This is a genomic window from Xenorhabdus sp. PB62.4 (genome assembly GCF_014467285.1).
Classification (GTDB): Bacteria; Pseudomonadota; Gammaproteobacteria; order Enterobacterales; family Enterobacteriaceae; genus Xenorhabdus.
The window spans coordinates 333,392-357,035 of the sequence record NZ_NKHR01000001.1; the positions used below are offsets into that span (position 1 = coordinate 333,392).

General features: G+C 44.0%; 24 protein-coding genes. 6 read left to right on the forward strand and 18 right to left on the reverse strand.

Annotated features, from left to right (window positions below):
* Positions 1-8: 8 nt before the first annotated feature.
* The 7 genes from Xenpb_RS01415 to xseB form a co-directional block, all read right to left on the reverse strand.
* Positions 9-368 (reverse strand): hypothetical protein, encoded by a 360-nt coding sequence (locus tag Xenpb_RS01415; RefSeq protein ID WP_255522988.1) that lies wholly within the window; start codon positions 366-368, stop codon positions 9-11.
* A 2-nt stretch (positions 369-370) separates the two neighbouring features.
* Positions 371-556: a hypothetical protein gene (locus Xenpb_RS19830; protein WP_255522989.1), complete on the reverse strand. Its 186-nt coding sequence runs from the start codon at positions 554-556 to the stop codon at positions 371-373.
* Between the two features lie 17 nt (positions 557-573).
* Positions 574-741: a 2OG-Fe dioxygenase family protein gene (locus Xenpb_RS19835; protein WP_368666788.1), complete on the reverse strand. Its 168-nt coding sequence runs from the start codon at positions 739-741 to the stop codon at positions 574-576.
* 108 nt (positions 742-849) lie between these two features.
* On the reverse strand, positions 850-1,545 hold the full coding sequence (locus Xenpb_RS01425; RefSeq protein ID WP_187652753.1) for an IS6 family transposase: 696 nt from the start codon (positions 1,543-1,545) through the stop codon (positions 850-852).
* Positions 1,546-1,729: 184 nt separating this feature from the next.
* Entirely contained in the window at positions 1,730-3,595 is a 1,866-nt protein-coding gene (gene dxs, locus Xenpb_RS01430) for a 1-deoxy-D-xylulose-5-phosphate synthase (RefSeq protein ID WP_187652754.1), read from the reverse strand.
* A gap of 163 nt (positions 3,596-3,758) precedes the next feature.
* Positions 3,759-4,691 (reverse strand): (2E,6E)-farnesyl diphosphate synthase, encoded by a 933-nt coding sequence (ispA, locus tag Xenpb_RS01435; RefSeq protein ID WP_187652755.1) that lies wholly within the window; start codon positions 4,689-4,691, stop codon positions 3,759-3,761.
* 4 nt (positions 4,692-4,695) lie between these two features.
* Positions 4,696-4,953, reverse strand: coding sequence for an exodeoxyribonuclease VII small subunit (gene xseB / locus Xenpb_RS01440; protein ID WP_047962145.1), 258 nt, complete (start codon positions 4,951-4,953; stop codon positions 4,696-4,698).
* Positions 4,954-5,182: 229 nt separating this feature from the next.
* On the opposite strand from xseB, the gene thiI reads away from it, so the two are divergent.
* Positions 5,183-6,631 (forward strand): tRNA uracil 4-sulfurtransferase ThiI, encoded by a 1,449-nt coding sequence (gene thiI / locus Xenpb_RS01445; RefSeq protein ID WP_187652756.1) that lies wholly within the window; start codon positions 5,183-5,185, stop codon positions 6,629-6,631.
* A 66-nt stretch (positions 6,632-6,697) separates the two neighbouring features.
* Here thiI and yajL read toward each other — a convergent pair whose 3' ends face one another.
* Together yajL and panE are read right to left on the reverse strand one after the other, a co-directional pair.
* On the reverse strand, positions 6,698-7,285 hold the full coding sequence (yajL, locus tag Xenpb_RS01450) for a protein deglycase YajL (protein ID WP_187652757.1): 588 nt from the start codon (positions 7,283-7,285) through the stop codon (positions 6,698-6,700).
* Positions 7,245-8,159, reverse strand: a complete 915-nt coding sequence (panE, locus tag Xenpb_RS01455) for a 2-dehydropantoate 2-reductase (protein WP_187652758.1) — start codon at positions 8,157-8,159, stop codon at positions 7,245-7,247. The genes yajL and panE overlap by 41 nt, the downstream gene beginning before the upstream one ends.
* Before the next feature lie 175 nt (positions 8,160-8,334).
* On the opposite strand from panE, the gene Xenpb_RS01460 reads away from it, so the two are divergent.
* Entirely contained in the window at positions 8,335-8,826 is a 492-nt protein-coding gene (locus Xenpb_RS01460) for a YajQ family cyclic di-GMP-binding protein (protein WP_187652759.1), read from the forward strand.
* A 150-nt stretch (positions 8,827-8,976) separates the two neighbouring features.
* On the opposite strand, the gene Xenpb_RS01465 is transcribed toward Xenpb_RS01460, so the two are convergent.
* The 9 genes from Xenpb_RS01465 to Xenpb_RS01505 form a co-directional block, all read right to left on the reverse strand.
* Positions 8,977-10,344, reverse strand: a complete 1,368-nt coding sequence (locus Xenpb_RS01465) for an MFS transporter (protein WP_187652760.1) — start codon at positions 10,342-10,344, stop codon at positions 8,977-8,979.
* A 146-nt stretch (positions 10,345-10,490) separates the two neighbouring features.
* Positions 10,491-11,375 (reverse strand): heme o synthase, encoded by an 885-nt coding sequence (gene cyoE, locus Xenpb_RS01470; RefSeq protein ID WP_187652761.1) that lies wholly within the window; start codon positions 11,373-11,375, stop codon positions 10,491-10,493.
* 12 nt (positions 11,376-11,387) lie between these two features.
* Complete coding sequence (locus Xenpb_RS01475; protein ID WP_187652762.1) at positions 11,388-11,720, reverse strand: cytochrome o ubiquinol oxidase subunit IV; 333 nt, start codon at positions 11,718-11,720, stop codon at positions 11,388-11,390.
* Positions 11,720-12,331, reverse strand: a complete 612-nt coding sequence (locus Xenpb_RS01480) for a cytochrome o ubiquinol oxidase subunit III (protein WP_047962153.1) — start codon at positions 12,329-12,331, stop codon at positions 11,720-11,722. The genes Xenpb_RS01475 and Xenpb_RS01480 overlap by 1 nt, the downstream gene beginning before the upstream one ends.
* Positions 12,331-14,313 carry a cytochrome o ubiquinol oxidase subunit I gene (cyoB, locus tag Xenpb_RS01485; RefSeq protein WP_187652763.1) on the reverse strand — a complete coding sequence of 661 codons (1,983 nt, stop codon included), beginning with the start codon at positions 14,311-14,313 and terminating at the stop codon, positions 12,331-12,333. The genes Xenpb_RS01480 and cyoB overlap by 1 nt, the downstream gene beginning before the upstream one ends.
* Positions 14,314-14,317: 4 nt before the next feature.
* Complete coding sequence (gene cyoA / locus Xenpb_RS01490; RefSeq protein ID WP_187652764.1) at positions 14,318-15,283, reverse strand: cytochrome o ubiquinol oxidase subunit II; 966 nt, start codon at positions 15,281-15,283, stop codon at positions 14,318-14,320.
* Positions 15,284-15,634: 351 nt separating this feature from the next.
* Positions 15,635-16,402, reverse strand: coding sequence for an outer membrane protein OmpK (locus Xenpb_RS01495; protein ID WP_187652765.1), 768 nt, complete (start codon positions 16,400-16,402; stop codon positions 15,635-15,637).
* 277 nt (positions 16,403-16,679) lie between these two features.
* Positions 16,680-18,209 carry a muropeptide MFS transporter AmpG gene (gene ampG, locus Xenpb_RS01500; RefSeq protein WP_187652766.1) on the reverse strand — a complete coding sequence of 510 codons (1,530 nt, stop codon included), beginning with the start codon at positions 18,207-18,209 and terminating at the stop codon, positions 16,680-16,682.
* A 71-nt stretch (positions 18,210-18,280) separates the two neighbouring features.
* Entirely contained in the window at positions 18,281-18,868 is a 588-nt protein-coding gene (locus tag Xenpb_RS01505; RefSeq protein ID WP_187652767.1) for a lipoprotein, read from the reverse strand.
* 239 nt (positions 18,869-19,107) lie between these two features.
* Here Xenpb_RS01505 and bolA point away from each other — a divergent pair, with 239 nt between their 5' ends.
* The 4 genes from bolA (at position 19,108) to clpX (ending at position 23,414) form a co-directional block, all read left to right on the forward strand.
* Positions 19,108-19,431: a transcriptional regulator BolA gene (gene bolA, locus Xenpb_RS01510; protein WP_187652768.1), complete on the forward strand. Its 324-nt coding sequence runs from the start codon at positions 19,108-19,110 to the stop codon at positions 19,429-19,431.
* Positions 19,432-19,808: 377 nt separating this feature from the next.
* A complete protein-coding gene (tig, locus tag Xenpb_RS01515; RefSeq protein ID WP_187652769.1) occupies positions 19,809-21,113 on the forward strand; it encodes a trigger factor in 1,305 nt (434 codons plus the stop codon).
* Between the two features lie 260 nt (positions 21,114-21,373).
* Positions 21,374-21,997 carry an ATP-dependent Clp endopeptidase proteolytic subunit ClpP gene (gene clpP, locus Xenpb_RS01520; RefSeq protein WP_187652770.1) on the forward strand — a complete coding sequence of 208 codons (624 nt, stop codon included), beginning with the start codon at positions 21,374-21,376 and terminating at the stop codon, positions 21,995-21,997.
* A gap of 145 nt (positions 21,998-22,142) precedes the next feature.
* The gene (clpX, locus tag Xenpb_RS01525) at positions 22,143-23,414 is read left to right on the forward strand and encodes an ATP-dependent protease ATP-binding subunit ClpX (RefSeq protein WP_187652771.1); all 1,272 of its coding nucleotides are present in this window, start codon (positions 22,143-22,145) and stop codon (positions 23,412-23,414) included.
* Positions 23,415-23,644 lie beyond the last annotated feature (230 nt).

Here is a 23,644-nt window from a genome sequence, read left to right on the forward strand (position 1 = left end):
GCCAACAATTACACTTTGCTTACAGTAAAGCATCGGCTCCATAATAAGACCAGCACTAATACCGTCAGCGGTAATCCGTGGAATATCAGGATCACTATGGAAGGTGGCAGCCAGACGTAGAACGGGGCAACCAGTAGCATACCTATCCCAAAGCCCGTCATTTGCAACAGCGTCAGCAAACTAAAAACCGGCAGGCGTAAGCTTTCTGGTTCGCTTTGTGCCCGTGAAATCAGGCTGACTTCCGCGATCCCACCACCAATGCCCGCCCAAATTGCAAATGTCAGTAGCCAGAATACGTTGCTTTGTTGGAAGGTGAGAATAAACCCGGTTGACATCAGAGCGACACCGATAAAGAACAGTTTTTCCATCCTCAAGAGGTTGCGGCTACGCAGCAAATACTGACGTGCATGACGCTATTACTGAGCAGGTAAACGTAGGTGGATAGCGCCACCATATTTAGGAATGCACCAAAATCAGAAATAAACCGGGCACTGACGATCAGTAAGGCATTAAGGCTTGACCAACGCAAATTCAAACTATTTTCCTGACTTGACATTATTATTAGCTCTCTTGTTATTCAGGAAGTTGCCGGAAAGTCACCAGCAAGAGATCCCGAAATGCCGCGTTTGTAGGAGATACTTGTCGAACATTGCTTGCTCGATGATAAAGTTGTTTATCATTTATTGCGAGCGTTTCAAGAAAGTGTCCCATCGCGGTATGTAATAAGGGGGGGAGCTTCATAGGCGGTGGCGTAAACTTCGGAAATCACGGGTTCAGTATTGTGGCTTTGGATAAAGTGCAGTGTCGCGTTAACGGCGGCAAGTTAGCAAAAGTGGTGTTGCCGGTTATTTAGGCAGCCAGCAAATAGAATTGTTCCGCGGGTGATAATCCATCACTTTGTGGATGTTGATATTGCCCTTTGCGTATCATGTGAATCAGTTCGATGCCGGCCAGGAGCGTCTGTGCCCGGCGAAACGATTTGAACCCCAGCATCTGTCGTGTCCGACGTTTGATATTACGGTGATCTTGCTCAACCAGGTTATTCAGATACTTGCTTTGCCTGATGGTGATGTTTTCCTCTTCAGGTTTGTCGGCATTGAGCGTGGCCAGAGCCGCAGTATTGGCGCCGCTTTTATCGATCGTCATCATTTCAGGTTCGCCGAGGTGACGGATGGCCTTGCGAAAGAAACGCAACGCGACGGCGGCATCCCGTTTGGCGGTTAGCAGAAAGTCGATGGTCTGCCCCGTGCTGTCGACGGCCCGGTACAGGTATTTCCACTGGCCTTTGACTTTGATGTAGATTTCGTCCATTCGCCAGCGGCGGCCTACCGACCGTTTATGCCGGCGAAATGCCTTATCCAGCAATGGCACCAGACGGATGAGCCAACGGTGAAGCGTGGAATGATCAACGATAACACCACGCTCAGCCATCATCTCCTCGAGATTGCGCAGACTCAGGGCATAGGCCAGGCACCACCGAACACACTGAGCGATAACATCGGTGGGATAATGCAGGCGCCGGAAGGCTTTTCGGATCAATGACATGGTCAGGTAACACCATAAAAAAACAGCATGTTACCCGACGATGCCTTAATGCGACAGAACCGTTTTTTGAATGTGTTAGGGGATTAAATGAAATATCTCAATAGAAAAATTTGGTAGGGTAAATATTGATGTGGAGAGAAGCATGGATGAGTGTTTAACAAAACACTCATCCGAATATTAGAGATTATTTAGCCAGATATTGCTCGATACTGTTTTGAATACCTGCCGCATCCAGACCCAAATCAGCGTGAAGTTCTTGCTGTGTTCCTTGCGGTATAAAATAATCCGGTAAGCCAAGGTTTAATACGGGAATCGGCCGTTTTTCCTGCATCAGAAGTTCGTTAACGCCACTGCCTGCACCGCCCATAATGGCGTTTTCTTCCAAAGTCACCAATAAATCATGGCTAGCCGCCATATCCAGTACCAGCTCTTTATCCAGCGGTTTGACGAAACGCATATCGACAACCGTTGCATTCAGGTTTTCAGCCGCTTGCAACGCGTAAGGCAACAATGTACCAAAGTTAAGGATCGCAATCCTTTCTCCCTGACGATGGAGTACGCCTTTACCTATTGGCAATGTTTCCAGTGGTTGAAGTTCGGCACCGGTTCCTGCACCGCGAGGGTAACGGACGGCTGTAGGGCCTTCTTGATAGTGATGTCCGGTATGCAGCATCTGGCGGCATTCGTTTTCATCGCTGGGGGCCATAATCACCATATTTGGGAGACAACGCAGGAAGGATAGGTCGAATGCCCCCTGATGGGTTTGCCCATCGGCACCAACAACGCCGCCACGGTCGATGGCAAACAGCACTGGCAAATTCTGGATGGCAACATCGTGGATCACCTGATCATAACCGCGTTGCAGGAAGGTAGAATAAATGGCGACAATGGGCTTATAGCCACCAATAGCCAAACCCGCGGCAAAAGTGACGGAATGTTGCTCGGCAATCGCGACATCAAAATATTGTTCAGGATATTCACGGGAGAAACGAACCATGCCGGAACCTTCCCGCATGGCCGGGGTGATCGCCATCAGTTTTTTGTCATGGACGGCTTCTTCACACAGCCAGTCACCGAAGATCTTGGAAAATGTCGGACGAGTATCCACACTTTTGGGCAGGGAGCCCGTCTTTGGATCGAATTTGGGAACAGCATGCCAACTGATTGGGTCTTTTTCCGCCGGCGCATAACCACGGCCTTTTTTGGTCATGATATGCAGGAATTGTGGTCCTTTCAGTTCACGCATATTTTTTAAGGTTTGGGTCAGCGCCAGTACGTCATGACCATCAACAGGCCCGATGTAGTTAAACCCAAGTTCTTCAAACAGCGTTCCCGGAACGACCATGCCTTTAAGGTGTTCTTCGGTTTTTTTCAGTAACTCTTTGATGGGGGGCAGGTTGGAAAAGACTTTTTTACCGCCTTCACGCAGCGTTGTATACAGCTTGCCCGACAGCAATTGTGCCAGATGGTTATTCAACGCCCCGACGTTTTCAGAGATAGACATTTCATTGTCATTGAGAATAACCAGCATATCAGGATCAATATCCCCTGCATGGTTCATGGCTTCAAAAGCCATGCCCGCCGTGATGGCACCATCGCCGATCACACAAACGGTTTTGCGGCCTTTACCTTCGTGCTTCGCCGCGATTGCCATACCCAAACCGGCGCTGATTGAAGTGGATGAGTGACCCACACATAAGGTGTCATATTCACTTTCATCCCGCCACGGGAAAGGGTGCAGACCATTTTTCTGGCGAATAGTATCGATGCGATCACGACGTCCGGTTAAAATTTTATGTGGGTAGGCTTGATGGCCTACATCCCAGACTAAATTGTCAAAGGGTGTTTTATAAATATAGTGAAGTGCGACGGTTAACTCGATAGCGCCAAGGCCGGAAGCAAAGTGACCACTGGAGCGGCTGACACTGTTCAGCAAAAATTGACGCAGTTCATCGCATAACTTTGGCAAAGTGTCTTTGGGTAGCAGGCGAAGCTCTTCTGGAGTTTCCGCCAATGCCAATGTTGGATATTTCGCTATATCAATGCTCATGCTATGCCTGTATAAAATGCTATACCCGTTAGAAGTTGAATATTAAGAACCCTCTATTATCTGTGTGTAATTTTCGGGTTCACCCCATAATACGTTCTTATTGATTATTGGGTTTTTATATAACTAATGACCATATTAATTGGTGATTAATATGGCCTGTTTTTTAGCTGTTTCTCTCAATGATAAAACCAGCCAGTTCTTTTAAGGTTGTGGTGTTATATGACTGCTTTTCCAGCTCTGTGAGTGCGGCGATCGCTTCTTCATACAGATCCCGGGCTTTTTTCTGGGCTTGTTCCAGACCCAATAAGGCAGGATAGGTGCTTTTGCCGAGTTGTTGGTCGTTGCCTTGACGCTTGCCGATAATTTCAGTATTGCCAATGATATCCAAAATATCATCATGTACCTGAAATGCGAGGCCAATGGCTTGGGCATATTGATCCAACAAAGGCAATACATCATGACCACGTTGCCCTGCACTATAAGCCCCTATTCGGGCGGCTGAGCGTATCAATGCGCCTGTTTTATGTCGGTGGATCTGCTCCAGCGAGGCAAGGTCGATCTGTTTACCTTCTGCTTCTAAATCTAATGATTGTCCACCACACATCCCGGCAAAGCCACTGGCACTTGCCAGTTCAGCGATCATGGCAAGGCGGTCGGATAAGGCAACATCCGGCATATCTTGTTTTGCCAAAATTTCAAAGGCCAGTGACTGTAAAGCATCTCCCGCCAGAATGGCCTGACTTTCACCAAATTTGATATGGCAGGTGGGCTGACCACGGCGTAAATCGTCATTATCCATGGCGGGTAAATCATCATGGATCAATGAATAAGCATGGATACATTCTAATGCGAGGGCAGCGGCATCAAGACTCTTTTTGGGAAGACCGAACATTTCGCCCACACTGTAAACTAAAAATGGGCGTAGCCGTTTTCCACCCAATACTGCCCCATGTTGCATTGCTGTGCCTAACGGGCTGTTTAAAAAGGGTAATGAAGAAAATGTCGCCATCAGCTTGTCATTGACATGTTGCTGACAAGCACGCAATTTTTCCTCAAAAGAGTGTTCTGCAAAAGAAGTCTCGTATTGTTCAGACATAAATTTACTCAGCATCGGACGAAAATTCATCAAGTGGCGATTGTGCATCATGATTCAATAAAATTTGCACTCGTTGCTCCGCCTGCTGGAGGGTTTTCTGCCCCTGTCTTGCAAGTTGAATTCCGCGTTCAAATTCATTCAACGCATCTTCTAATGGGAGTTCCCCGGATTCCAGCCGAATAACAATTTCTTCCAGCTCTTTCAACGAGCTTTCAAATACTGGTGTTTGTTCGGTTTCTGATGTTTGATTTGCTTTAGACATAATGACTTAACGTATGGTTATTTAACGAATTACAGCAAAGCAAGTTCGTTACAGAATTGCAGAGTACCCTACTATACCAAGAGAAATAAATCATGTGTTACCGCTGTTTTTTTTACAGTCGATATAGCGAGATGATGTTATACTCTGCACCCTATCCAACTGAACACTTAAGAACAATCATGGACATTGTTTGTGATAGTTCCACATTGAATGACTACTATATCTTACTATGAAGTTTATCATTAAATTATTCCCAGAAATCACGATCAAGAGCCAAACTGTCCGTTTACGCTTTATTAAAATTCTTGCCAGCAATATCCGTAATGTGCTGAAAACATTTGGTGAAGGCATTGCTGTTGTTCGTCATTGGGATAATATCGAAGTTCGGGTTAAAAATGATAATCTCGGTGCAGAAATTTGTGACGCACTAACACGTATTCCGGGCATTCATCATATCCTGCAAGTAGAAGAGAGAGATTTTCGTGATCTGCATCATATCTTTGAACAAGCTTACGAAACATATGGCCATTTGTTGCCCGGTAAAACGTTTTGTGTTCGTGCCAAGCGTCGCGGCAAACACAATTTTACATCCAATGAAGTAGAACGCTATGTTGGTGGTGGTTTGAACCAGCATATTGAATCCGCCAAAGTTAAGTTGACTCATCCCGATGTGACCGTCAATTTGGAAATTGATCAGGACAAATTGATTCTGGTTAAAGCCCGTCATGAAGGCATCGGCGGCTTCCCTATCGGTACACAGGAAGATGTGCTGTCACTCATTTCTGGAGGGTTTGATTCCGGCGTTTCCAGTTATATGTTGATGCGTCGTGGCTGCCGTGTGCATTACTGTTTCTTTAATCTTGGCGGCTCTGCCCATGAAATTGGCGTGAAGCAGGTTGCTCATTATTTGTGGAACCGCTTTGGGAGTTCTCATAAAGTCCGTTTTGTTGCTGTCGATTTTGAGCCTGTTGTCGCAGAAATTCTGGAAAAGGTTGAAGACGGGCAAATGGGTGTTGTTCTGAAAAGAATGATGGTCAGGGCGGCCTCGAAAATTGCTGAGCGCTACGGTGTACAGGCGATAGTCACGGGGGAGGCATTAGGGCAGGTTTCCAGCCAGACTTTAACTAATTTAAGGTTGATTGATAATGCTTCAGATACGTTGATCCTTCGTCCTCTGATTTCGCATGATAAAGAGCACATTATTAAATTGGCTCGTGAGATTGGTACAGAAGATTTCGCCCGTACCATGCCAGAATTTTGTGGTGTGATTTCAAAAAGCCCAACCGTGAAAGCAGTTAAAGCTAAAATTGAAGCAGAAGAAAACAATTTTGATTTCGAGGTCTTGGAGAGGGCAGTGAGTGAAGCTCAGAATCTGGATATCCGCCAGATTGCAGAGCAAACCAGCGAGCAGGTTGTGGAAGTGGAAATGGTGACGGAATTTTCCTCCAATGATGTGTTGCTGGATATCCGCTCTCCAGATGAGCAGGATGATCGCCCGTTAAGCATGAATGATATTGAAATTCAGTCATTACCTTTTTATAAACTGAGTACCCAGTTTGGCGATTTGCCGAAGGAAAAAACCTATTTGCTCTATTGTGAACGTGGCGTGATGAGCCGTTTACAGGCACTTTACCTGCGTGAACAAGGTTTCGAAAACGTGAAGGTGTATCGTCCTTAGATCTGAGATCGAGACATTGGGGCTGCTTATGGAACATACCCTTAAGCAGCCTATGCCATGAGATAATTACTGATAATTATTAATACCGGGCGGTAACACGAGTTGAGCGGCAACTTCTGCCGCCTTCTCTTTCCCTTTTAATAACTCGATCAGCTTTAAGGCAAAGTCAAAAGCGGTGGCAGGCCCTTGGCTGGTCAGCAAATTAACCCTTTCATCAAAATAAACCCGCTTATCAATCCATTTTTCTGGTGCAATTTTATCCTGCATATCGGGATAGCCGGTCATGTTTCCGATGGGGAAAAGTTGATGATATTCCAACACAATAGCGGGAGATGCACAGATTGCCGCAATGATTTTCCCTTGGCTTTGTGCTATTCGAATCTTTTCCACTACCAGTAAACTGTCCCGAAAACATTCTGCACCTTTTAATCCTCCGGGCAGGACAACGGCATCGAAATCTTCGTCCACGACATCAACTAAAGGAACATCTGCAACGATTTTGACACTACGTGAACAGGTTAGTATGAGGGTACCGTCTGTTTCGGTGCTGGCCACAGTAACATCGATTCCAGCTCGAACAAGTAAATCAATTGTTGTGACTGCTTCTATCTCTTCACTGCCATGAGCCAGGCAAATAAGGGCTGAGGCGCTCATATTCTCCCTCCTTGCGTTTAATATAATGATAAACAGCCGTATTTTCTGTGACAGGCAGGCCGTGTATACGTGCCCGGCGCAATAAGAAACCGGTAATGTAGTCTATTTCTGTATGTCGTTGTGCACGTATATCTTGCAGCATGGATGAATAATTTTCGGATGTCTGCTCAATCACATTCATGACGTAATCAACAAGTGTCTGTTTAGTTGTATGGATACCATCATGTTCCATGACCCGGTGAATTTCATCACACAATAATTGAATATGTGTAACGTGATGTTGTAATTCACCATTTTTGCAATCATGTATTACTGTGAGTGGATTAATGACACAATTGACGGCAAGTTTCATCCAACTAATGGCGTGTATTTTATTATGCCATGCCACATCAGGGAGTGCACAGTGCAAGACATCAGCCAATTTACTGAGTTCATTAGCATTGGCAGTCACTGAGCCAATGTGGGTAATACCTTGTGATTTGTGATAAACAATGCCATTTTTCTGATAGGCACCATGAGTGGTCACGCCAAGTAAAATCGGATTGGGGAGAGGCAGAAATTCTTCCAAGGTTCCCATTCCATTGTGTAGTAACAAAATTGGGCAATGGGGAGAAAGTTTATCTACAAGGTTATTAAGCGCGTCAGAAACCTGCCACGCTTTTAAACAGACCAGAAGTAATTTGCTTTCAGCGAGATGCTTTTCGTCATTAGCCGGAAGTTGTTGATTAAAAACCTGACCATTGAAATTTTCGATATGCACGGAAACAAAAGGTTGTGGAACCCTTAACCATCCCTGAACACTGAGATTCTGTTTAGATAAGGCGGCAAGCCAGAGTTTACCTATAGCACCACAGCCGAGAATTGTTATTTTCATATTTCTTCCTTGAGGGACACTTGCATAGGGAACCTCGATTTTTAATTTAACGCTAACTGACCTCAAAACAGGGTAAAACTTCCAAAGATCGCTAAGCCTCCCGAGTATAGATCTTTTGCCAATAATGGAAAGCGGTTATCATGCCGATTTGTTGATTAGTAGGAGGTGACGGGTAATGCCATCATTTGATATTGTTTCAGAAGTTGATATGCAGGAAGTGCGTAACGCAGTAGAAAACGCACAAAGAGAGTTAACCAATCGCTGGGATTTCCGCAACGTCAACGCGAGCTTTGAATTAAACGAAAAGAACGAAACAGTTAAAATTGCTAGCGAATCTGATTTTCAGGTGAACCAATTGGTCGATATTCTGCGTGAAAAATTTGCGAAACGCGGAATTGATGGTTCTGTGCTTAATATTCCTGAAAATATGGTTCACAGCGGTAAAACATACAGTGTGGAAGCTACGCTGCTGCAAGGTATCGATACACCGTTGGCGAAGAAAATTGTGAAGCTGATTAAAGACAGTAAGCTGAAAGTACAAGCCCAGATTCAGGGTGAACAAGTGCGGGTAACAGGAAAAGCACGTGATGATCTGCAAAGTGTCATTGCATTGGTTCGTGGTGCAGAGTTAGGACAGCCTTTCCAGTTTACAAATTTCCGCGATTAATTTCCGCTATAGATGGTTTTTGGGGCGAATTAACGCAATTTTTAAGGCTGATTTTTTGAAACACAGCAAGAAATTGTGAATTTGTCTAATGGGAGAGGGCTATTCAACCCTCTCTCTGATCCTGAGCTGATTTAATCACTAACCAGCAAATTATTCATGGGACGATACAATCTGCTCTAATTGTGCACGGTTGGTCAGTTTGGTATCGACTTTGACGTAGGCACTCAGCTCTTCTGCTACGATAACGATATCTTTTACGCCAGCCTGCGCCAATATCTTTTTCTCCAGGTTATCCGGGGTGGGCAATTGTTCAGGCAGAATAAGTCTGATGCTACTGACATACGGAGGTTGCCGTAATGTGAGGCTGATAATAAACCAGAGTGTAGTCAGCGCTATCCCACCCATAAATACTAATGATGCACCTTGTAGCTCATAAAGCATTCCACCAAGACTTCCGCCTAAAGCAACACCAAGGAACTGGCTGGTAGAGTAGACCCCCATAGCCGTGCCTTTGTAGCCCGCAGGGGCTTCTTTGCTGATAAGTGAAGGCAAAATAGCTTCCATGATATTAAATGCCAGAAAGAAGATTTGAATGCCGGCAAAGATCCTCCAAAGATGTGCGCCTTGCGACCATAAAACGACTTCTGCAATGAATAGCATACCGATGCAAAGTAAAAATACTTGTTTCATGCGACGCTTGGTTTCTGCGTAAATAATGAAAGGCAGAACGGCAACGAAAGAAATAAGTGTGGTAATTAAATACACTTTCCAGTGTTGTTGCGGGGGAAAACCCACTTTTTCCATGATAAGGGGCAGGGCAACAAAACTCGACATCAGTAAAGTATGTAGGCTGAGAATACCAAAATTGAGTTTTAGTAGTTGAGGATCAGAGAGTACGCGTTTAAAGCTACCCCGGGCAAACCCAGATTCACGATTCAAAACATGTTTATGTGTATTTGGAACAGCGAATAGTGTGATTAAAATTCCACAACTGGCAAGGACTGCGATTGCCCAAAACAGACCATTTAAGCCGATGTGATGGGTAATAATAGGGCCGACAACAATAGCGAAAGCAAATGTAATGCCAAAGCTAATGCCGATAAATGCCATGGCTTTTGTTCGGTTCTGTTCGCGGGTCAGGTCAGAAAGCAATGCCATGATTGCAGCGGATATTGCCCCTGTGCCTTGTAAGGCTCGCCCAATGATAATACCCCAGATAGAGTCACTAAGTGCTGCAATAATACTGCCTAATACAAAAATAAGTAGTCCGCCGATGATTAAGGGCTTTCTGCCAATTTTGTCTGAAAGTAACCCAAATGGGATTTGGAATATTGCTTGTGTTAATCCGTAGATACCAATAGCAATTCCAATAAGTGCCTCTGTCGAATCATGTAGTTCTAAGCCATAGGTCGTCAGAACGGGGAGAACCATGAACATACCTAACATGCGCAGAGAGAAAACGGAACCTAAACCCCATGTCGCCCGACATTCAAGCGGAGTCATTTTATTATCGTTCATGGATACCTCAAAAAATCTGATATGACATTTGACTTAATTCGATGGGGGCAAACTGAAAAAATATGTTTGCAGCCAAATAATTCGTCATTGAGTAAAGAGATAAAGGAAAGGGAAAGATGACAGGGCTTGCCCTGTCATCTTTGATATTACCGGACGTAAGTTAGTAGGCTTTCTGGAGATGCTGATGAATCTACAGACATCATGACGCTTAATGACATGATAGCGACAATAGAAAACAGGAATAACTTACGGGCCCAAATACGGTCATTGGAGGTTTTATAACCTGACAATGCCATACCTAGCCACCAGATACTCACTGCAGCAGCTACGACGAGATACTTATAACCCGCATAGCCACTAATAGTTAGCATCAGAGTAGCAACCATAAAGCCCAGAATATACAGAGTGATGTGGTTTTTCGCGACAGCAATACCTTTAATCACTGGCAACACTGGGATGTTGGCCGCTTGATAATCCTTGAACCGAAAAATAGCAATGGCATAAGAGTGGGGCATTTGCCACAAGCTGAAGATCAACAATAAAATCAACGCGCCTGTATCAAAATGTCCCGCTACTGCACAATAACCAATCACGGGCGGTGCTGCGCCTGATAAGCTACCAACCAGCGTGCCATAAACAGATTTTCTTTTCATGTAGAGGCTATAAACCCCAACATAAACGACAAACCCGATGAAAGCTAACTGCATTGCTAAGGCATTGGCTGCTACATAGAGTAGCACCATGCCAGCAATACCTAGCACTGAGGCGTAAATCAGGCTGATTTTCGGATCGATAAGCCCTTTCACAAGGACCCTCTCTTTTGTTCTTTCCATGATACGGTCGATATCGCGGTCGATATAGTTGTTGAATACACAACCTGATGCTACCACCAGCGATACCCCGACCATCGTTGCAAAGAACAAGGGGTAATCTATTACGCCCTTGGAAGCGAGTAGAAAACCACCAATCGCAGAAATTAGATTCCCGAAAATAATTCCTGGTTTGGTCACTTGCAGGTATTGCTTAATCATTCAAATCAACCCTTAATCAACCATCATATTGATGTTCAGGTTGTACATAATCCACAGAGAGCCAACAACAACAATAGCGATGACCAGGAATGTGAATATTAAAGCAACTAGATTCCAACGCTCTTCAGACGATGTATTCATATGCAGGAAACAGATGAAATGAACAAAGATCTGAATAACCGCCATAGCGACTACTGTTATCAGGATTGTGCTGTGTGAAGCAGTACCATCCATCACCATCCAGAATGGGATCACGGTCAGTATGACTGACAGAACAAAGCCAATCATATAGGTTTTGAAACTACCGTGGCTGGCGCCGGAATGAGAAGTATTTGGATGACTCATTACATAGCTCCCATCAGATAAACGACAGTAAATACACAGATCCAGACGACGTCGAGGAAGTGCCAGAACAAACTCAGGCAGTTCAGACGCATACGATTGACGTCAGTCAGGCCACGGCGTGAAACCTGAATCATCAGGATAATGATCCAAACCAGACCAAAGGTGACGTGTAGACCGTGAGTAGAAACCAGTGCAAAGAAAGCAGACAGGAATGCACTTTTATCAGGGCCAAAGCCTTCTGTGATCAGTTTATGGAACTCATACACTTCCATTGAAACGAAGCCAAGGCCAAACAGGAAGGTAACAAATAGCCACAGGTTAACCTGACCAACTTTACCTTTGTTCATGCTCAGCATGGCGAAACCATAGGTGATACTACTGAACAACAGCAGGAAGGTTTCAACCAGCACAAATGGCAGTTCAAAAATCTGTTTACCTGTTGGGCCATCCGCAGTGCCGTTAACCAGCACTGCATAGGTAGCGAACAGACTTGCAAACAGAATCAAGTCACTCATCAGGTAGATCCAGAAACCAAATACTTTGTTGGCTCCTGTATCGTGGTGCCCATGAGCGTCATGGGCGGCTGTGTTATTAAGGGTTTGAGTCGACATTATTTCACACCTGCCTTTCTCAGTTCTTCGTAACGCTGACTTTCAACTTTCTCGACTTCAGCTACAGGAACATAATAATCAACGTCTTCATCAAAGCTTTTCACGATGCAACTGATGATAATGCCAGCGAAACTTGCAATAGCCATCCACCAGATATGCCAGATCATCGCGAAGCCGAAGACCAGACAGAATGCACTGATAATCACGCCAGCGCCTGTATTTCTAGGCATATGAATTTCTTCATATTTAGCAGGACGCTTATATTCAGTGCCTTTTTCTTTCATATCCCACCAGGCATCACGAGTTTGGATGTGTGGAACTTCAGCAAAGTTATAGAACGGTGGTGGAGATGAAGTTGACCATTCCAGAGTACGGCCACCCCATGGATCACCGGTCAGGTCGAGGTTTTGGTTGCGATCACGGATACTGACGTAGAACTGGATAACCTGACACAGAATACCCAGAGCAATCAGGACAACACCACCAGCGGCAACAACCAGCAGAGGATGGAATTCCGGGTTAATGTCTTGGCTCAGACGACGAGTCATACCCATGAAGCCCAGTGCATACAGCGGCATAAAGGCAACAAAGAAACCCGTGATCCAGAACCAGAATGCACGGACACCCCATTTTTCATTCAGAGTGAAACCAAATGCTTTCGGGAACCAGTAAGTTGTACCTGCGAAGCAGCCGAATACTACACCGCCGATGATAACGTTATGGAAGTGAGCAATCAGGAACAGACTGTTGTGCAGAACGAAGTTCGCGCCTGGTACGGCCAGCAGAACGCCGGTCATACCACCAATGGAGAAGGTGACCAGGAAGCCAACAGTCCACAGCATTGGGGTTTTGAATTCAATACGACCACGGTACATGGTGAACAGCCAGTTGAAGATCTTAACCCCGGTCGGGATGGAGATAATCATCGTGGCGATACCAAAGAAGGCGTTAACGTTCGCGCCGGAACCCATGGTAAAGAAGTGGTGCAGCCATACAATGAACGACAGGATGGTAATAACGATTGTCGCCCACACCAGTGAGGTATAACCAAACAGGCGTTTTTTCGAGAAGGTTGCAGTGACTTCTGAGAAGATACCAAAGACAGGCAGAACCAGAATGTAAACTTCAGGATGACCCCAAGCCCAAATCAGGTTGATGTACATCATCATGTTGCCGCCCATATCGTTGGTAAAGAAATGGGTGCCCAGATAACGATCCAGAGTTAACAGTGCAATAGTTACTGTCAGGATTGGGAACGCAGCGATGATCAGTACGTTGGTACACAGTGAAGCCCATGTAAATACAGGGAGTTTCATCATGGACATACCTGGTGCGCGCATGCGCAGGATGGTCACGAAGAAGTTAACACCTGTCAGCAATGTACCCACACCGGAGAGCTGAAGACTCCATATCCAGTAATCGACCCCAACTCCCGAGTTATATTCCAGACCCGATAGCGGTGGATATGCCAGCCAACCTGTTTGTGCAAACTCACCTACCCCCAGGGAGATGTTGATCAGTGCGACACCGACAACAAATAACCAGAAGCTCAAAGAGTTCAGGAATGGGAATGCAACGTCGCGTGCCCCGATTTGCAGAGGAACCACGATGTTCATCAGACCGACAACAAAAGGCATCGCCATGAAGAAAATCATGATAACGCCGTGAGCGGTAAAGATCTGATCATAATGGTGCGGGGGCAGGAAACCTGCTTCACCAGCGGAAGCGAGGGCTTGCTGTCCACGCATCATGATAGCATCAGCGAAGCCACGAACCATCATTACCATAGCAACGACGATATACATGACACCAATTTTCTTATGGTCAACGCTGGTTAACCATTCACTCCAGAGCCATTTCCATTTACGGAAATAAGTCAGGGAACCAGCAACAGCCAGTCCCCCAAGCAGGATCCCCAACAATGTCACCACAATAATGGGTTCATGTAATGGGATCGCATCCAGTGTTAATTTTCCCCACATGCCTTTATTCCTCAACACCTGAATGAGCCGGCTGACTCATATTCATATTATGACCCGCAGCTTCACCATGTTCTGTTTTGCCATGATTTGCCATGCCAGGCATACCACCATGACCCATGTCACCCATGAACTTAGCAATGGTTTCTTGGAACAGTTTTGGTTTCACGCTTGAGAAGTATTCAACTGGATTGTTTTGGCTTTGTTTAGCCAACTCATTGAATGCTTGCACGGTATCCAGGGTTTTAGGTGATGCTTTAACTTTCTGCACCCACTCTTCAAAACCTGCACGATCATCAGTTGCTGTTGCAGTAAATTTCATGCCTGAGAAGCCATGACCACTGTAACTTGCTGAGAATCCATCGTATTTACCTGATTCATTAGCAATTAAGTGCAGTTTTGTCTGCATACCTGCCATTGCATAAATCTGACCACCTAACTGTGGAATGAAGAAAGAGTTCATCACAGAGTCAGAGGTGATTTTGAAGTTAATTGGAACATCTTTAGGGAATACAATTTCGTTTACGGTTGCAATACCTTGTTCCGGATAGATGAACAGCCACTTCCAGTCAAGGGAAATAACTTCGATCGTCACCGGTTTTACATCACTGTCCAATGGTTTATATGGATCGAGTTCATGGGTTGTTTTCCATGTAATCGTTGCCAAGGTGATGATAATCAAGATAGGCACTGTCCAGACGACAAGCTCAATTTTATTTGAGTGTGCCCAGTTTGGACGATAAGTTGCAGATTTGTTGGCTTCACGGTAACGTAGAGCAAAAATAATTGCCATTACGATAGCGGGAATAACAACGATCAGCATCAGGCCAAACGCTGTCAGTATCAGCGTTTTTTGCTCGGCGCCGATCGCCCCTTTGGGATTCATCAATACCATATCGCAACCACTTAGCATTAAAGTGGCTGCGAGTAGTGACGATAACCCAATAGTTTTTTTGTATTTCATAAGTCTCATTGAGCGACCCCAGATAACAAAAGCTTTATTGTCGTTTCATCAGTGGGGGCATTCTACGGTATGGTTACCGGAGTGTAAACAATTGTAATAGAAGCAGGTTAGCTTGTAGGCTTTTTATGTTAGAGGGATCACATGTAGTGGGAGATTTAACAAAAAGTTAACTTCGGACCGTTATCTTAACCAAGAAATCAAAATAGGAAGTTATTTTAGATTAACTATCTATTTTTTAAAAGAAAAAATTGACAGGAATCAAAGAAGAAATACCTAAAATACGCTTTCTAAATAATGAGATAACTGCTATTTATTTAACTCAATGAGCAGCCAGAGGCTGCTCACGGGTTAAATTAATTGCTAGAAGTTATATTTTACACTATAAACAATACCATCCTGCAAGAAATCTTCTCCCAATTTGTTATCTGCATAACGGTATTGAATGCCAGTTGTAAAAGAAGGATGCGGAGTCCACCACAATGCGATAGCGCCATTCACGCCTTCGCGTCCACCGTTGCCGTAGCGCTGATTGCGGTTCAGTTCAATTTCATTCCAGTTTGTAACGCTGAATTTTTGTTCCCAAAGGTTGAAATCGTACCCGGCAACCCAGCCTACAACATAACCGTTGTTTCCTGAGTAGAAAGTTTGATCAACATAGTGCAGTGCGACGAAAGGCTTGAACCAAAGCCCTGCAAGATTAGCGTTGTAGCCCAATCCGTAAAGTGTGTTGACTTCATGGAAGTTTCCACCATTCGCTTTGCCTGGTAATGAATAGGTTCCATAGACGTGACCATAAAGGTTGAAACCGGTATCCCCCAAATAGAAGCGCCCTGTTGTTTTGAAGGTATAGCGTTGGTTATCACCTGGCTGGGCAGTTTTACTGTTAAATGGGTTTTCTAAATCAGCGAAACCATAGAGTTCGCCCCAGTTAAAGCCTGCTCCACCTTCTAGTTCCAGATAAGCAAAATCATCTTTATGCGAGGTTTGTCCGGTTTTTTGTGTGGTGTGTTTGTTCCAGTCAAGGTAGTTCATGCTGACATTAGCAAACCCCCACTGGTATTCCGCACAAGCTGAAGCAGAAACCAAGGCAGTAGCAACTGCGGAGAGTGTCAAAATATGTCTTTTCATAAATTCCCTTTAAATGCTTTAAGGTGGTTAAAGATATTTCGGACTATTCGAAATAAAATACGTTCAAATGATAATATTTGTTAGTTCGAATATAAATAATTTCGTCATGAAAAAGATGTTTTGAGTCACATAATGGTGGTTTTTTATTTTACTTGTGACGTTTGTCACTAAAAAAAGCAACAGAAGACTGAACTTAGTTAGCCTTCTGTTGTAAGAGGTTGGTGTAATAGCGTTTACTAACGAAGATTTGTCAGCGTGTATTTACTGGAGGAACACCCTAAGTGAGGTGAGTTCTTCTCAAAGCCAAATAATCCAGAATTCCCCCCAGAACCAGACCAAAAGCCCCAATAGCCACGCCCCATGACAACATAGGCGATATCACGTCACTGATATGATTAATATTTAGGAGATGGGCCTGAAAATCTAAAGGTAAATAAATGACTATATGACTAACAAGGAATATTAGAATGCTTAATATTAGCCAAACGACAAAGAGAAGGGCAGCACATATCATGGCAATAAAAGCCAATCGGTAATGATTGCCAAATAATGTCCGGGAAATAAAACCGTCATTTTCCTGAGTGTAAATTAACGTCTTACGGCAGATGAACAACAGTACAAGCCCTGGTAATCCGATCACAACAGAGAACAGGTAAAACATTGACCAGCCGTGTGCTTCCGCGAACCACCCCGCTACAGGGCCAACATAAACCCGACCAACCGCTGATAATGCAGAAAGCAAAGCGAATTGTGTTGCTGAAAATGATTTATTGCACAGTGTCATCAATAGTGCGACAAATGCCGCTGTTCCCATACCACCGCAGATATTCTCCACAAAAATAGCAGCCCCCATGGCATAGATGTCTTTAGGAGTCACAGCAAGTATCCAATATCCAAAGTTTGAAATGGTTTGCAGAATGCCAAATATCATCAAGGCACGGAACAAGCTCAATTTATGCATCAAATAGCCGCCGTACAATGCGCCGACAATGGTAGCAGCAAGTCCGAGCGTTTTATTGATCATGCCAACTTCAGCAGCATTGAAACCAACACCACGAATAAGGAAGGTAGTACTAAGTGAAAGAGCGAAAGCATCAGCCAGTTTATACAGCACAATCAATAGCAGGATAAGCCAGGCATTATTCCGGCTGAAAAAATCAGACAAGGGTTCGAATACTGCCTGATGTAATGTTTTTGGTGGTGCATGACTGATTTCTGGTTCTTTGGCTATCAGAGTAGCACAAACACCAATCAGCATCAGACCTGCCATAATCCAATACATACTTTGCCAACCGATATAGACAGTCATCAATAAAGCGAGTCCACCGGATACCAACATGGCCAGCCTATACCCCAGTACAGAAACAGCGGCTCCTGAACCTCGTTCTTCCTGTTTTAGTAAGTCTGTTTTGTAGGCGTCAAAAATAATGTCTTGGGAAGCTGAAAAAAATGCAACAGTAACAGCTAATGCAGCGAGCCACCATAAATGCTGGGATGGCTGAAGAAATCCCATCGCAGCAATGCTGACAACCAATAAAAGTTGAGTAATGAGCATCCATCCCCGTCGACGTCCTAAAAATGAAGGGGAATACCGATCCGTTGCGGGTGCCCAGATAAATTTAAAAACATAGGCTTGACCAACCAAAGTGAAAAAACCGATAGTTCGTATATCGATATTTTCGACAGTCATCCATGCTTGTAATGTTCCTGCTGTGAGTGCAAGAGGCAAACCTGAGGCAAAGCCCAGTAATAGAAGGGTCAAATATTTGTGTAATACAGATAGGTTTAAATAACTATGGTTAGTCATGAGCCTCCCAAAAACTTTCTGCATATTATCTGATTTTCCAAAATCAGGCAGAAAGTTTATTTGTTATCCGGTTAGCGAACGTTTTGTTTAATGAAGGTGCTGACTGAGGAGTCCTGAGCCATATCTGCGATCACATCAGATAAGACAGTATTTACAGCGTCAGCAATTTTTGCGTTTGTTGCACTCAATGGCCCTTGGACATTGTAGCTAGTACGATAGTTTTTAATCTGTTTACTACCGTCCTGTGCATAAACAACAATGGAGATCTCTGCTTTTGTTGAAATATCATGACGCAGGCTGCCTTCTTTTACGTTGGCATAGAGCTGATTTACAATGACTTGCAAATTGGCATTAGAGGGAGAGCCAATCATATAGCCACGAGCAACCATTTGCTTTTCCAGTGCTTCTTGAAGTAAAAAGCGTAAGTCGCGGGAAGGAACTAACGTGACTAATCGTGCATCGCGATTAATTTGGGTCAGGGCTTGAGATTGACGATGGTCGACCCCACTAATACTGATTGTAATCGCTTTCATTGTTGGATCTGCTTGTGGCAGGGTAATTTTGGGCTGAATAGCCAGTGTATTACCTGAGTCTGCACAGCCAGATAAACCAGTTAAAAAGAAAAGCGTAATCAATGAAATAAATATTTTCTTTAGCATTTAGGTTTTCTCAATTCAAGATTCGAGTATCCGACATATTAATACAGTAGTATAAACAGCCGTAATCATAGCATTGCCATAGGTGACGGCATATCCCTGATGATTGAAACTCAGGGAGAAATACCGCAAGGCAATTCTGTTAAAGAGATTTGGTTATCCCCGATGTTATAAATTATGGGAAATAAACTAGAATCAATGATGTGGTTGATAAATAACCTTTGGTGATTAAGGAGAATGAGATGGTTCGTCAGGAAATAGAAATAAAGTTACGGGCGGCATTTAAGCCTTCTCATCTGGAAGTGATCGATGAAAGTTATCGTCACAATGTGCCAGCAGGTTCTGAAAGCCATTTTAAAGTTATTGTGGTAAGCAATGAATTTGTTGAACAAAGAATGCTCAGTCGCCACCGCTCAGTATATAGTATTTTGGTTAAAGAACTGGAAGAAGGCGTACATGCTTTGGCACTTCATACTTATACGGAAAAGGAATGGGCAGAATTGGGAGATACAGTGTTGCTTTCCCCTGCGTGTCGTGGAGGAAGTGCAACGACATCAAGCTTATGATTTTTCTGGATAATCCAATAACCTGTCTGGTTTTATTTTATTAATCTGGATTTAATTTTAGATAACAGCCTTCGGGCTGTATTTTTGTTTATATAAATATTGCATAAACAATATCGTGATGGAGTCATTGAGTAACGTTTATCACATAAGTCAACGAATCATGCATGCTTTTGTCTGCAATTCTCGACTCATACTGTCTGCGTCGCTATAATGCTGCGTCTAAATTTTTAGAATGGTTTCGGGACGCTTCTGATCACAGGGATTCTCGGTTTTTAAATGCGACCGCCCCGGTTCTTAAAGAGTGATGCAATCCGCTTTTTAAGCATTGCAGTCATTCTGAAGTTGACCGAGCACTATGATTTTTTTGAGGTAACAAGATGCAAGTTTCTGTTGAAACCACTCAAGGCCTTGGGCGTCGTGTGTCAATCACCGTTCCTGCTGCCGATATCGAAAAAGCAGTTAGCAGTGAACTGGTTAATGTAGCAAAGAAAGTCCGTATTGATGGCTTCCGTAAAGGCAAAGTGCCAATGAAGATCGTTGAGCAGCGTTATGGCGCTTCTGTTCTTCAGGATGTTCTGGGTGATCTGATGCAAAGTAATTTCATCAATGCGATCATTGAGCAGAAAATCAATCCAGCGGGCGCTCCAAGCTACAAACCAGAACAGTTCAAAAAAGGAGAAGACTTCACTTATGCAGTTGAGTTTGAAGTTTATCCAGAAATCGAACTGAAAGGTCTGGAAGAAATTGAAGTTGAAAAACCTGTCGTTGAAGTTAAAGACACAGATGTTGACACCATGCTGGATACCCTGCGTAAGCAGCAGGCAAACTGGAAAGAAATTGATGAAGCAGCCACTGCGGAAGATCGCGTAACTGTTGATTTCAATGGTTCTATTGATGGTGAAGAGTTCGAAGGTGGTAAATCAGCCGATTTCGTTCTGGCAATGGGTCAGGGTCGTATGATCCCTGGTTTTGAAGATGGTATCGTTGGTCACAAAGCAGGTGAAGAATTTACCATCGATGTAACTTTCCCAGAAGATTACCATGCAGAAAACCTGAAAGGTAAAGCTGCGAAGTTTGCGATCAACTTGAAGAAAGTTGAACAGCGTGAACTGCCAGAACTGACTGAAGAGTTCATCAAGCGTTTTGGTATCGCGGATGGTACTGTTGAAGGTCTGCGTACTGAAGTTCGTAAGAACATGGAACGTGAACTGAAAAATGCTGTTCGTAACCGCATCAAAACTCAGGTTCTTGATGGTCTGGTTAAGGCTAACGAAATTGACGTTCCAGCGGCAGTTGTTGATGGGGAAATCGATGTACTTCGTCGTCAGGCAGCTCAGCGTTTTGGCGGCAATGAAACACAAGCTCTGGAACTGCCACGTGAACTGTTCGAAGAGCAGGCAAAACGTCGCGTTGTTGTTGGCTTGCTGTTAGGTGAAGTTATCAGCAGCAATGAGCTGAAAGTCGAGGAAGAGCGTGTAAATGCACTGATCGAAGAGATGGCTGCTGCTTACGAAGATCCAAAAGAAGTTGTTGAATACTACAGCAAAAACAAAGAAATGATGAACAACATTCGCAACATTGCTCTGGAAGAGCAGGCTGTTGAACTTGTTCTGAGTAAAGCTAAAGTTTCTGAAAAAGAAACTGGCTTCAATGATCTTATGAACCAAAACCAACTGGCATAAGTTTCATTTATTGATTGCCTGAGATGATGAAATCTCACTCTCAATGAAGTAAACCCGCAGGCTCTGCTTGCGGGTTTTTTTATTGTTCTTGAAAAAAACAGATTTAACCTCATATCCTTTCTTACTATTATGTAAGAGCTTACTACTTTTTAGAGGGGAAAAGCCCCTTGTTAGTTAACTTTGGATCATGGTCATCATTGCTTATCTCAAGTAGAATCAGTTATGAATGGCACCAGCGTGAGTTCTATTAGGAGACGGAAATGTCATACAGTGGCAAGCAAGATCAATATGCACCTAACATGTCTTTGGTGCCGATGGTGGTTGAACAAACAGCACGTGGGGAGCGTGCATTTGATATTTACTCCCGCTTATTAAAAGACCGTATTATTTTTCTGACAGGGCCAGTTGAAGATCATATGGCGAACCTGGTTGCCGCCCAAATGTTATTCTTGGAAGCAGAAAACCCAGAAAAAGATATTCATTTATATATCAACTCGCCGGGTGGGGTTATTACTGCTGGTATGTCAATTTACGACACGATGCAATTTATCAAGCCAGATGTGAGTACTATTTGTATGGGGCAGGCCTGCTCAATGGGGGCATTTTTGTTGACTGCTGGAGCAAAAGGCAAGCGTTTCTGTCTGCCAAATTCCAGGGTTATGATTCACCAGCCATTAGGTGGTTTCCAGGGGCAGGCAACTGATATTGAGATCCATGCACAGGAAATACTCAAGGTTAAAGCCCGTATGAATGAATTAATGGCAAAACATACAGGGCAACCCCTTGATAAGATCGCTGAGGACACAGAACGTGACCGTTTCTTATCAGCCGCAGAAGCCGTAGAATACGGGCTGGTTGATAATATATTCACCCAGCGCAACTAATTTATTGACAATTACTTTATTACTCCGATGCTAGTCTTTTCTGGGCGCTTCTTTATGTTGACGTTAAACTAGGCGGAGTAATGACAGCGTTTTTTCTGTTATGCCAGATAAACTGGGATAACAGCTCATAAAGTGAGGTTGACTGATGACAGATAAGCGCAAAGACGGTTCAGGAAAGCTGCTGTATTGCTCTTTCTGCGGAAAAAGCCAACATGAAGTCCGGAAATTAATCGCCGGCCCGTCAGTGTATATCTGCGATGAATGTGTCGATTTATGTAATGATATCATTCGCGAAGAAATTAAAGAGCTGGTACCACATCGTGAGCGTAGCACATTGCCTACTCCTCATGAAATTCGTCAACATCTGGATGACTATGTCATTGGTCAGGAAGCGGCGAAAAAAGTGTTAGCAGTGGCTGTGTATAACCATTACAAGAGACTGCGTAATGGGGATAACAATAATGGTGTGGAATTAGGCAAAAGTAATATTTTGCTGATTGGCCCGACAGGTAGCGGTAAAACTCTGCTGGCTGAGACACTTGCCCGCTATTTGGATGTACCATTTACTATGGCTGACGCCACGACCTTGACTGAAGCAGGTTATGTCGGGGAAGACGTAGAAAATATTATCCAGAAACTTCTGCAAAAATGTGACTACGATGTGCAGAAAGCACAACGTGGTATCGTTTATATTGATGAAATAGATAAGATTTCTCGTAAATCTGACAATCCTTCAATTACTCGTGACGTATCAGGAGAAGGGGTTCAGCAGGCCTTATTGAAACTGATAGAAGGTACTGTCGCAGCAGTTCCGCCTCAAGGTGGTCGTAAGCATCCACAACAAGAATTTTTGCAGGTTGATACTTCCAAGATCTTGTTTATCTGCGGTGGTGCGTTTGCAGGTTTGGACAAAGTTGTCAGCCAGCGTTTGAATGTCAGTTCAGGTATTGGTTTTAGTGCTACAGTTAGAGGTGAATCGGAGAAAGCAACAGAAGGTGAATTGCTGTCTCAGGTTCAGCCGGAAGATTTGATCAAGTTTGGTTTAATACCTGAATTCATTGGTCGTTTGCCGGTTGTGGCGACACTGACTGAACTCAATGAAGAAGCACTGATTCAGATCCTGCAAGAGCCAAAAAATGCGCTGACTAAACAGTATCAGGCTCTGTTTAATCTGGAAGGTGTTGAGCTGGAGTTCAGAAAAGAAGCTCTGACTGCCATCGCGAAAAAGGCAATGGCGCGTAAAACGGGTGCTCGTGGTCTTCGTTCAATTGTTGAAAATGTTTTGCTGGATACAATGTATGACCTGCCATCAATGGAACACGTAGAGAAAGTGGTCGTTGATGAAACGGTTGTTGAAGAGAAATCCGTCCCATTATTGATATATAGCAAGCCGGATGCCCAAGTTTCTGGTGAGTGAAGAAAATAGGGTAGGGAATGCCGATTATCAATACGCATTGAAAAAACAAAAATGAGGGATTTTCCCTCATTTTGTTTTTTGCAGATATAGGCTATTGAATGTCAGATTCTTGTCCCCATATATTTTGTATTCTTTGAAGTGAAACTCGTGAAAACCGTGTTTCACGAGATTCCTAAAAACTGGCGAAAGCTGTACCCAATAGATTTTGAGTTGCACCGTGGTGGCAGGTA

What these genes read in the sequence shown, in the direction of transcription:
- Xenpb_RS01415 (WP_255522988.1), bottom strand. Translation starts at nt 368, where the DNA reads ATGGAAAAACTGTTCTTTATCGGTGTCGCTCTGATGTCAACCGGGTTT.
- Xenpb_RS19830 (WP_255522989.1), bottom strand. Translation starts at nt 556, where the DNA reads ATGTCAAGTCAGGAAAATAGTTTGAATTTGCGTTGGTCAAGCCTTAAT.
- Xenpb_RS19835 (WP_368666788.1), bottom strand. Translation starts at nt 741, where the DNA reads ATGAAGCTCCCCCCCTTATTACATACCGCGATGGGACACTTTCTTGAA.
- Xenpb_RS01425 (WP_187652753.1), bottom strand. Translation starts at nt 1,545, where the DNA reads ATGTCATTGATCCGAAAAGCCTTCCGGCGCCTGCATTATCCCACCGAT.
- dxs (WP_187652754.1), bottom strand. Translation starts at nt 3,595, where the DNA reads ATGAGCATTGATATAGCGAAATATCCAACATTGGCATTGGCGGAAACT.
- ispA (WP_187652755.1), bottom strand. Translation starts at nt 4,691, where the DNA reads ATGTCTGAACAATACGAGACTTCTTTTGCAGAACACTCTTTTGAGGAA.
- xseB (WP_047962145.1), bottom strand. Translation starts at nt 4,953, where the DNA reads ATGTCTAAAGCAAATCAAACATCAGAAACCGAACAAACACCAGTATTT.
- thiI (WP_187652756.1), top strand. Translation starts at nt 5,183, where the DNA reads ATGAAGTTTATCATTAAATTATTCCCAGAAATCACGATCAAGAGCCAA.
- yajL (WP_187652757.1), bottom strand. Translation starts at nt 7,285, where the DNA reads ATGAGCGCCTCAGCCCTTATTTGCCTGGCTCATGGCAGTGAAGAGATA.
- panE (WP_187652758.1), bottom strand. Translation starts at nt 8,159, where the DNA reads ATGAAAATAACAATTCTCGGCTGTGGTGCTATAGGTAAACTCTGGCTT.
- Xenpb_RS01460 (WP_187652759.1), top strand. Translation starts at nt 8,335, where the DNA reads ATGCCATCATTTGATATTGTTTCAGAAGTTGATATGCAGGAAGTGCGT.
- Xenpb_RS01465 (WP_187652760.1), bottom strand. Translation starts at nt 10,344, where the DNA reads ATGAACGATAATAAAATGACTCCGCTTGAATGTCGGGCGACATGGGGT.
- cyoE (WP_187652761.1), bottom strand. Translation starts at nt 11,375, where the DNA reads ATGATTAAGCAATACCTGCAAGTGACCAAACCAGGAATTATTTTCGGG.
- Xenpb_RS01475 (WP_187652762.1), bottom strand. Translation starts at nt 11,720, where the DNA reads ATGAGTCATCCAAATACTTCTCATTCCGGCGCCAGCCACGGTAGTTTC.
- Xenpb_RS01480 (WP_047962153.1), bottom strand. Translation starts at nt 12,331, where the DNA reads ATGTCGACTCAAACCCTTAATAACACAGCCGCCCATGACGCTCATGGG.
- cyoB (WP_187652763.1), bottom strand. Translation starts at nt 14,313, where the DNA reads ATGTGGGGAAAATTAACACTGGATGCGATCCCATTACATGAACCCATT.
- cyoA (WP_187652764.1), bottom strand. Translation starts at nt 15,283, where the DNA reads ATGAGACTTATGAAATACAAAAAAACTATTGGGTTATCGTCACTACTC.
- Xenpb_RS01495 (WP_187652765.1), bottom strand. Translation starts at nt 16,402, where the DNA reads ATGAAAAGACATATTTTGACACTCTCCGCAGTTGCTACTGCCTTGGTT.
- ampG (WP_187652766.1), bottom strand. Translation starts at nt 18,209, where the DNA reads ATGACTAACCATAGTTATTTAAACCTATCTGTATTACACAAATATTTG.
- Xenpb_RS01505 (WP_187652767.1), bottom strand. Translation starts at nt 18,868, where the DNA reads ATGCTAAAGAAAATATTTATTTCATTGATTACGCTTTTCTTTTTAACT.
- bolA (WP_187652768.1), top strand. Translation starts at nt 19,108, where the DNA reads ATGGTTCGTCAGGAAATAGAAATAAAGTTACGGGCGGCATTTAAGCCT.
- tig (WP_187652769.1), top strand. Translation starts at nt 19,809, where the DNA reads ATGCAAGTTTCTGTTGAAACCACTCAAGGCCTTGGGCGTCGTGTGTCA.
- clpP (WP_187652770.1), top strand. Translation starts at nt 21,374, where the DNA reads ATGTCATACAGTGGCAAGCAAGATCAATATGCACCTAACATGTCTTTG.
- clpX (WP_187652771.1), top strand. Translation starts at nt 22,143, where the DNA reads ATGACAGATAAGCGCAAAGACGGTTCAGGAAAGCTGCTGTATTGCTCT.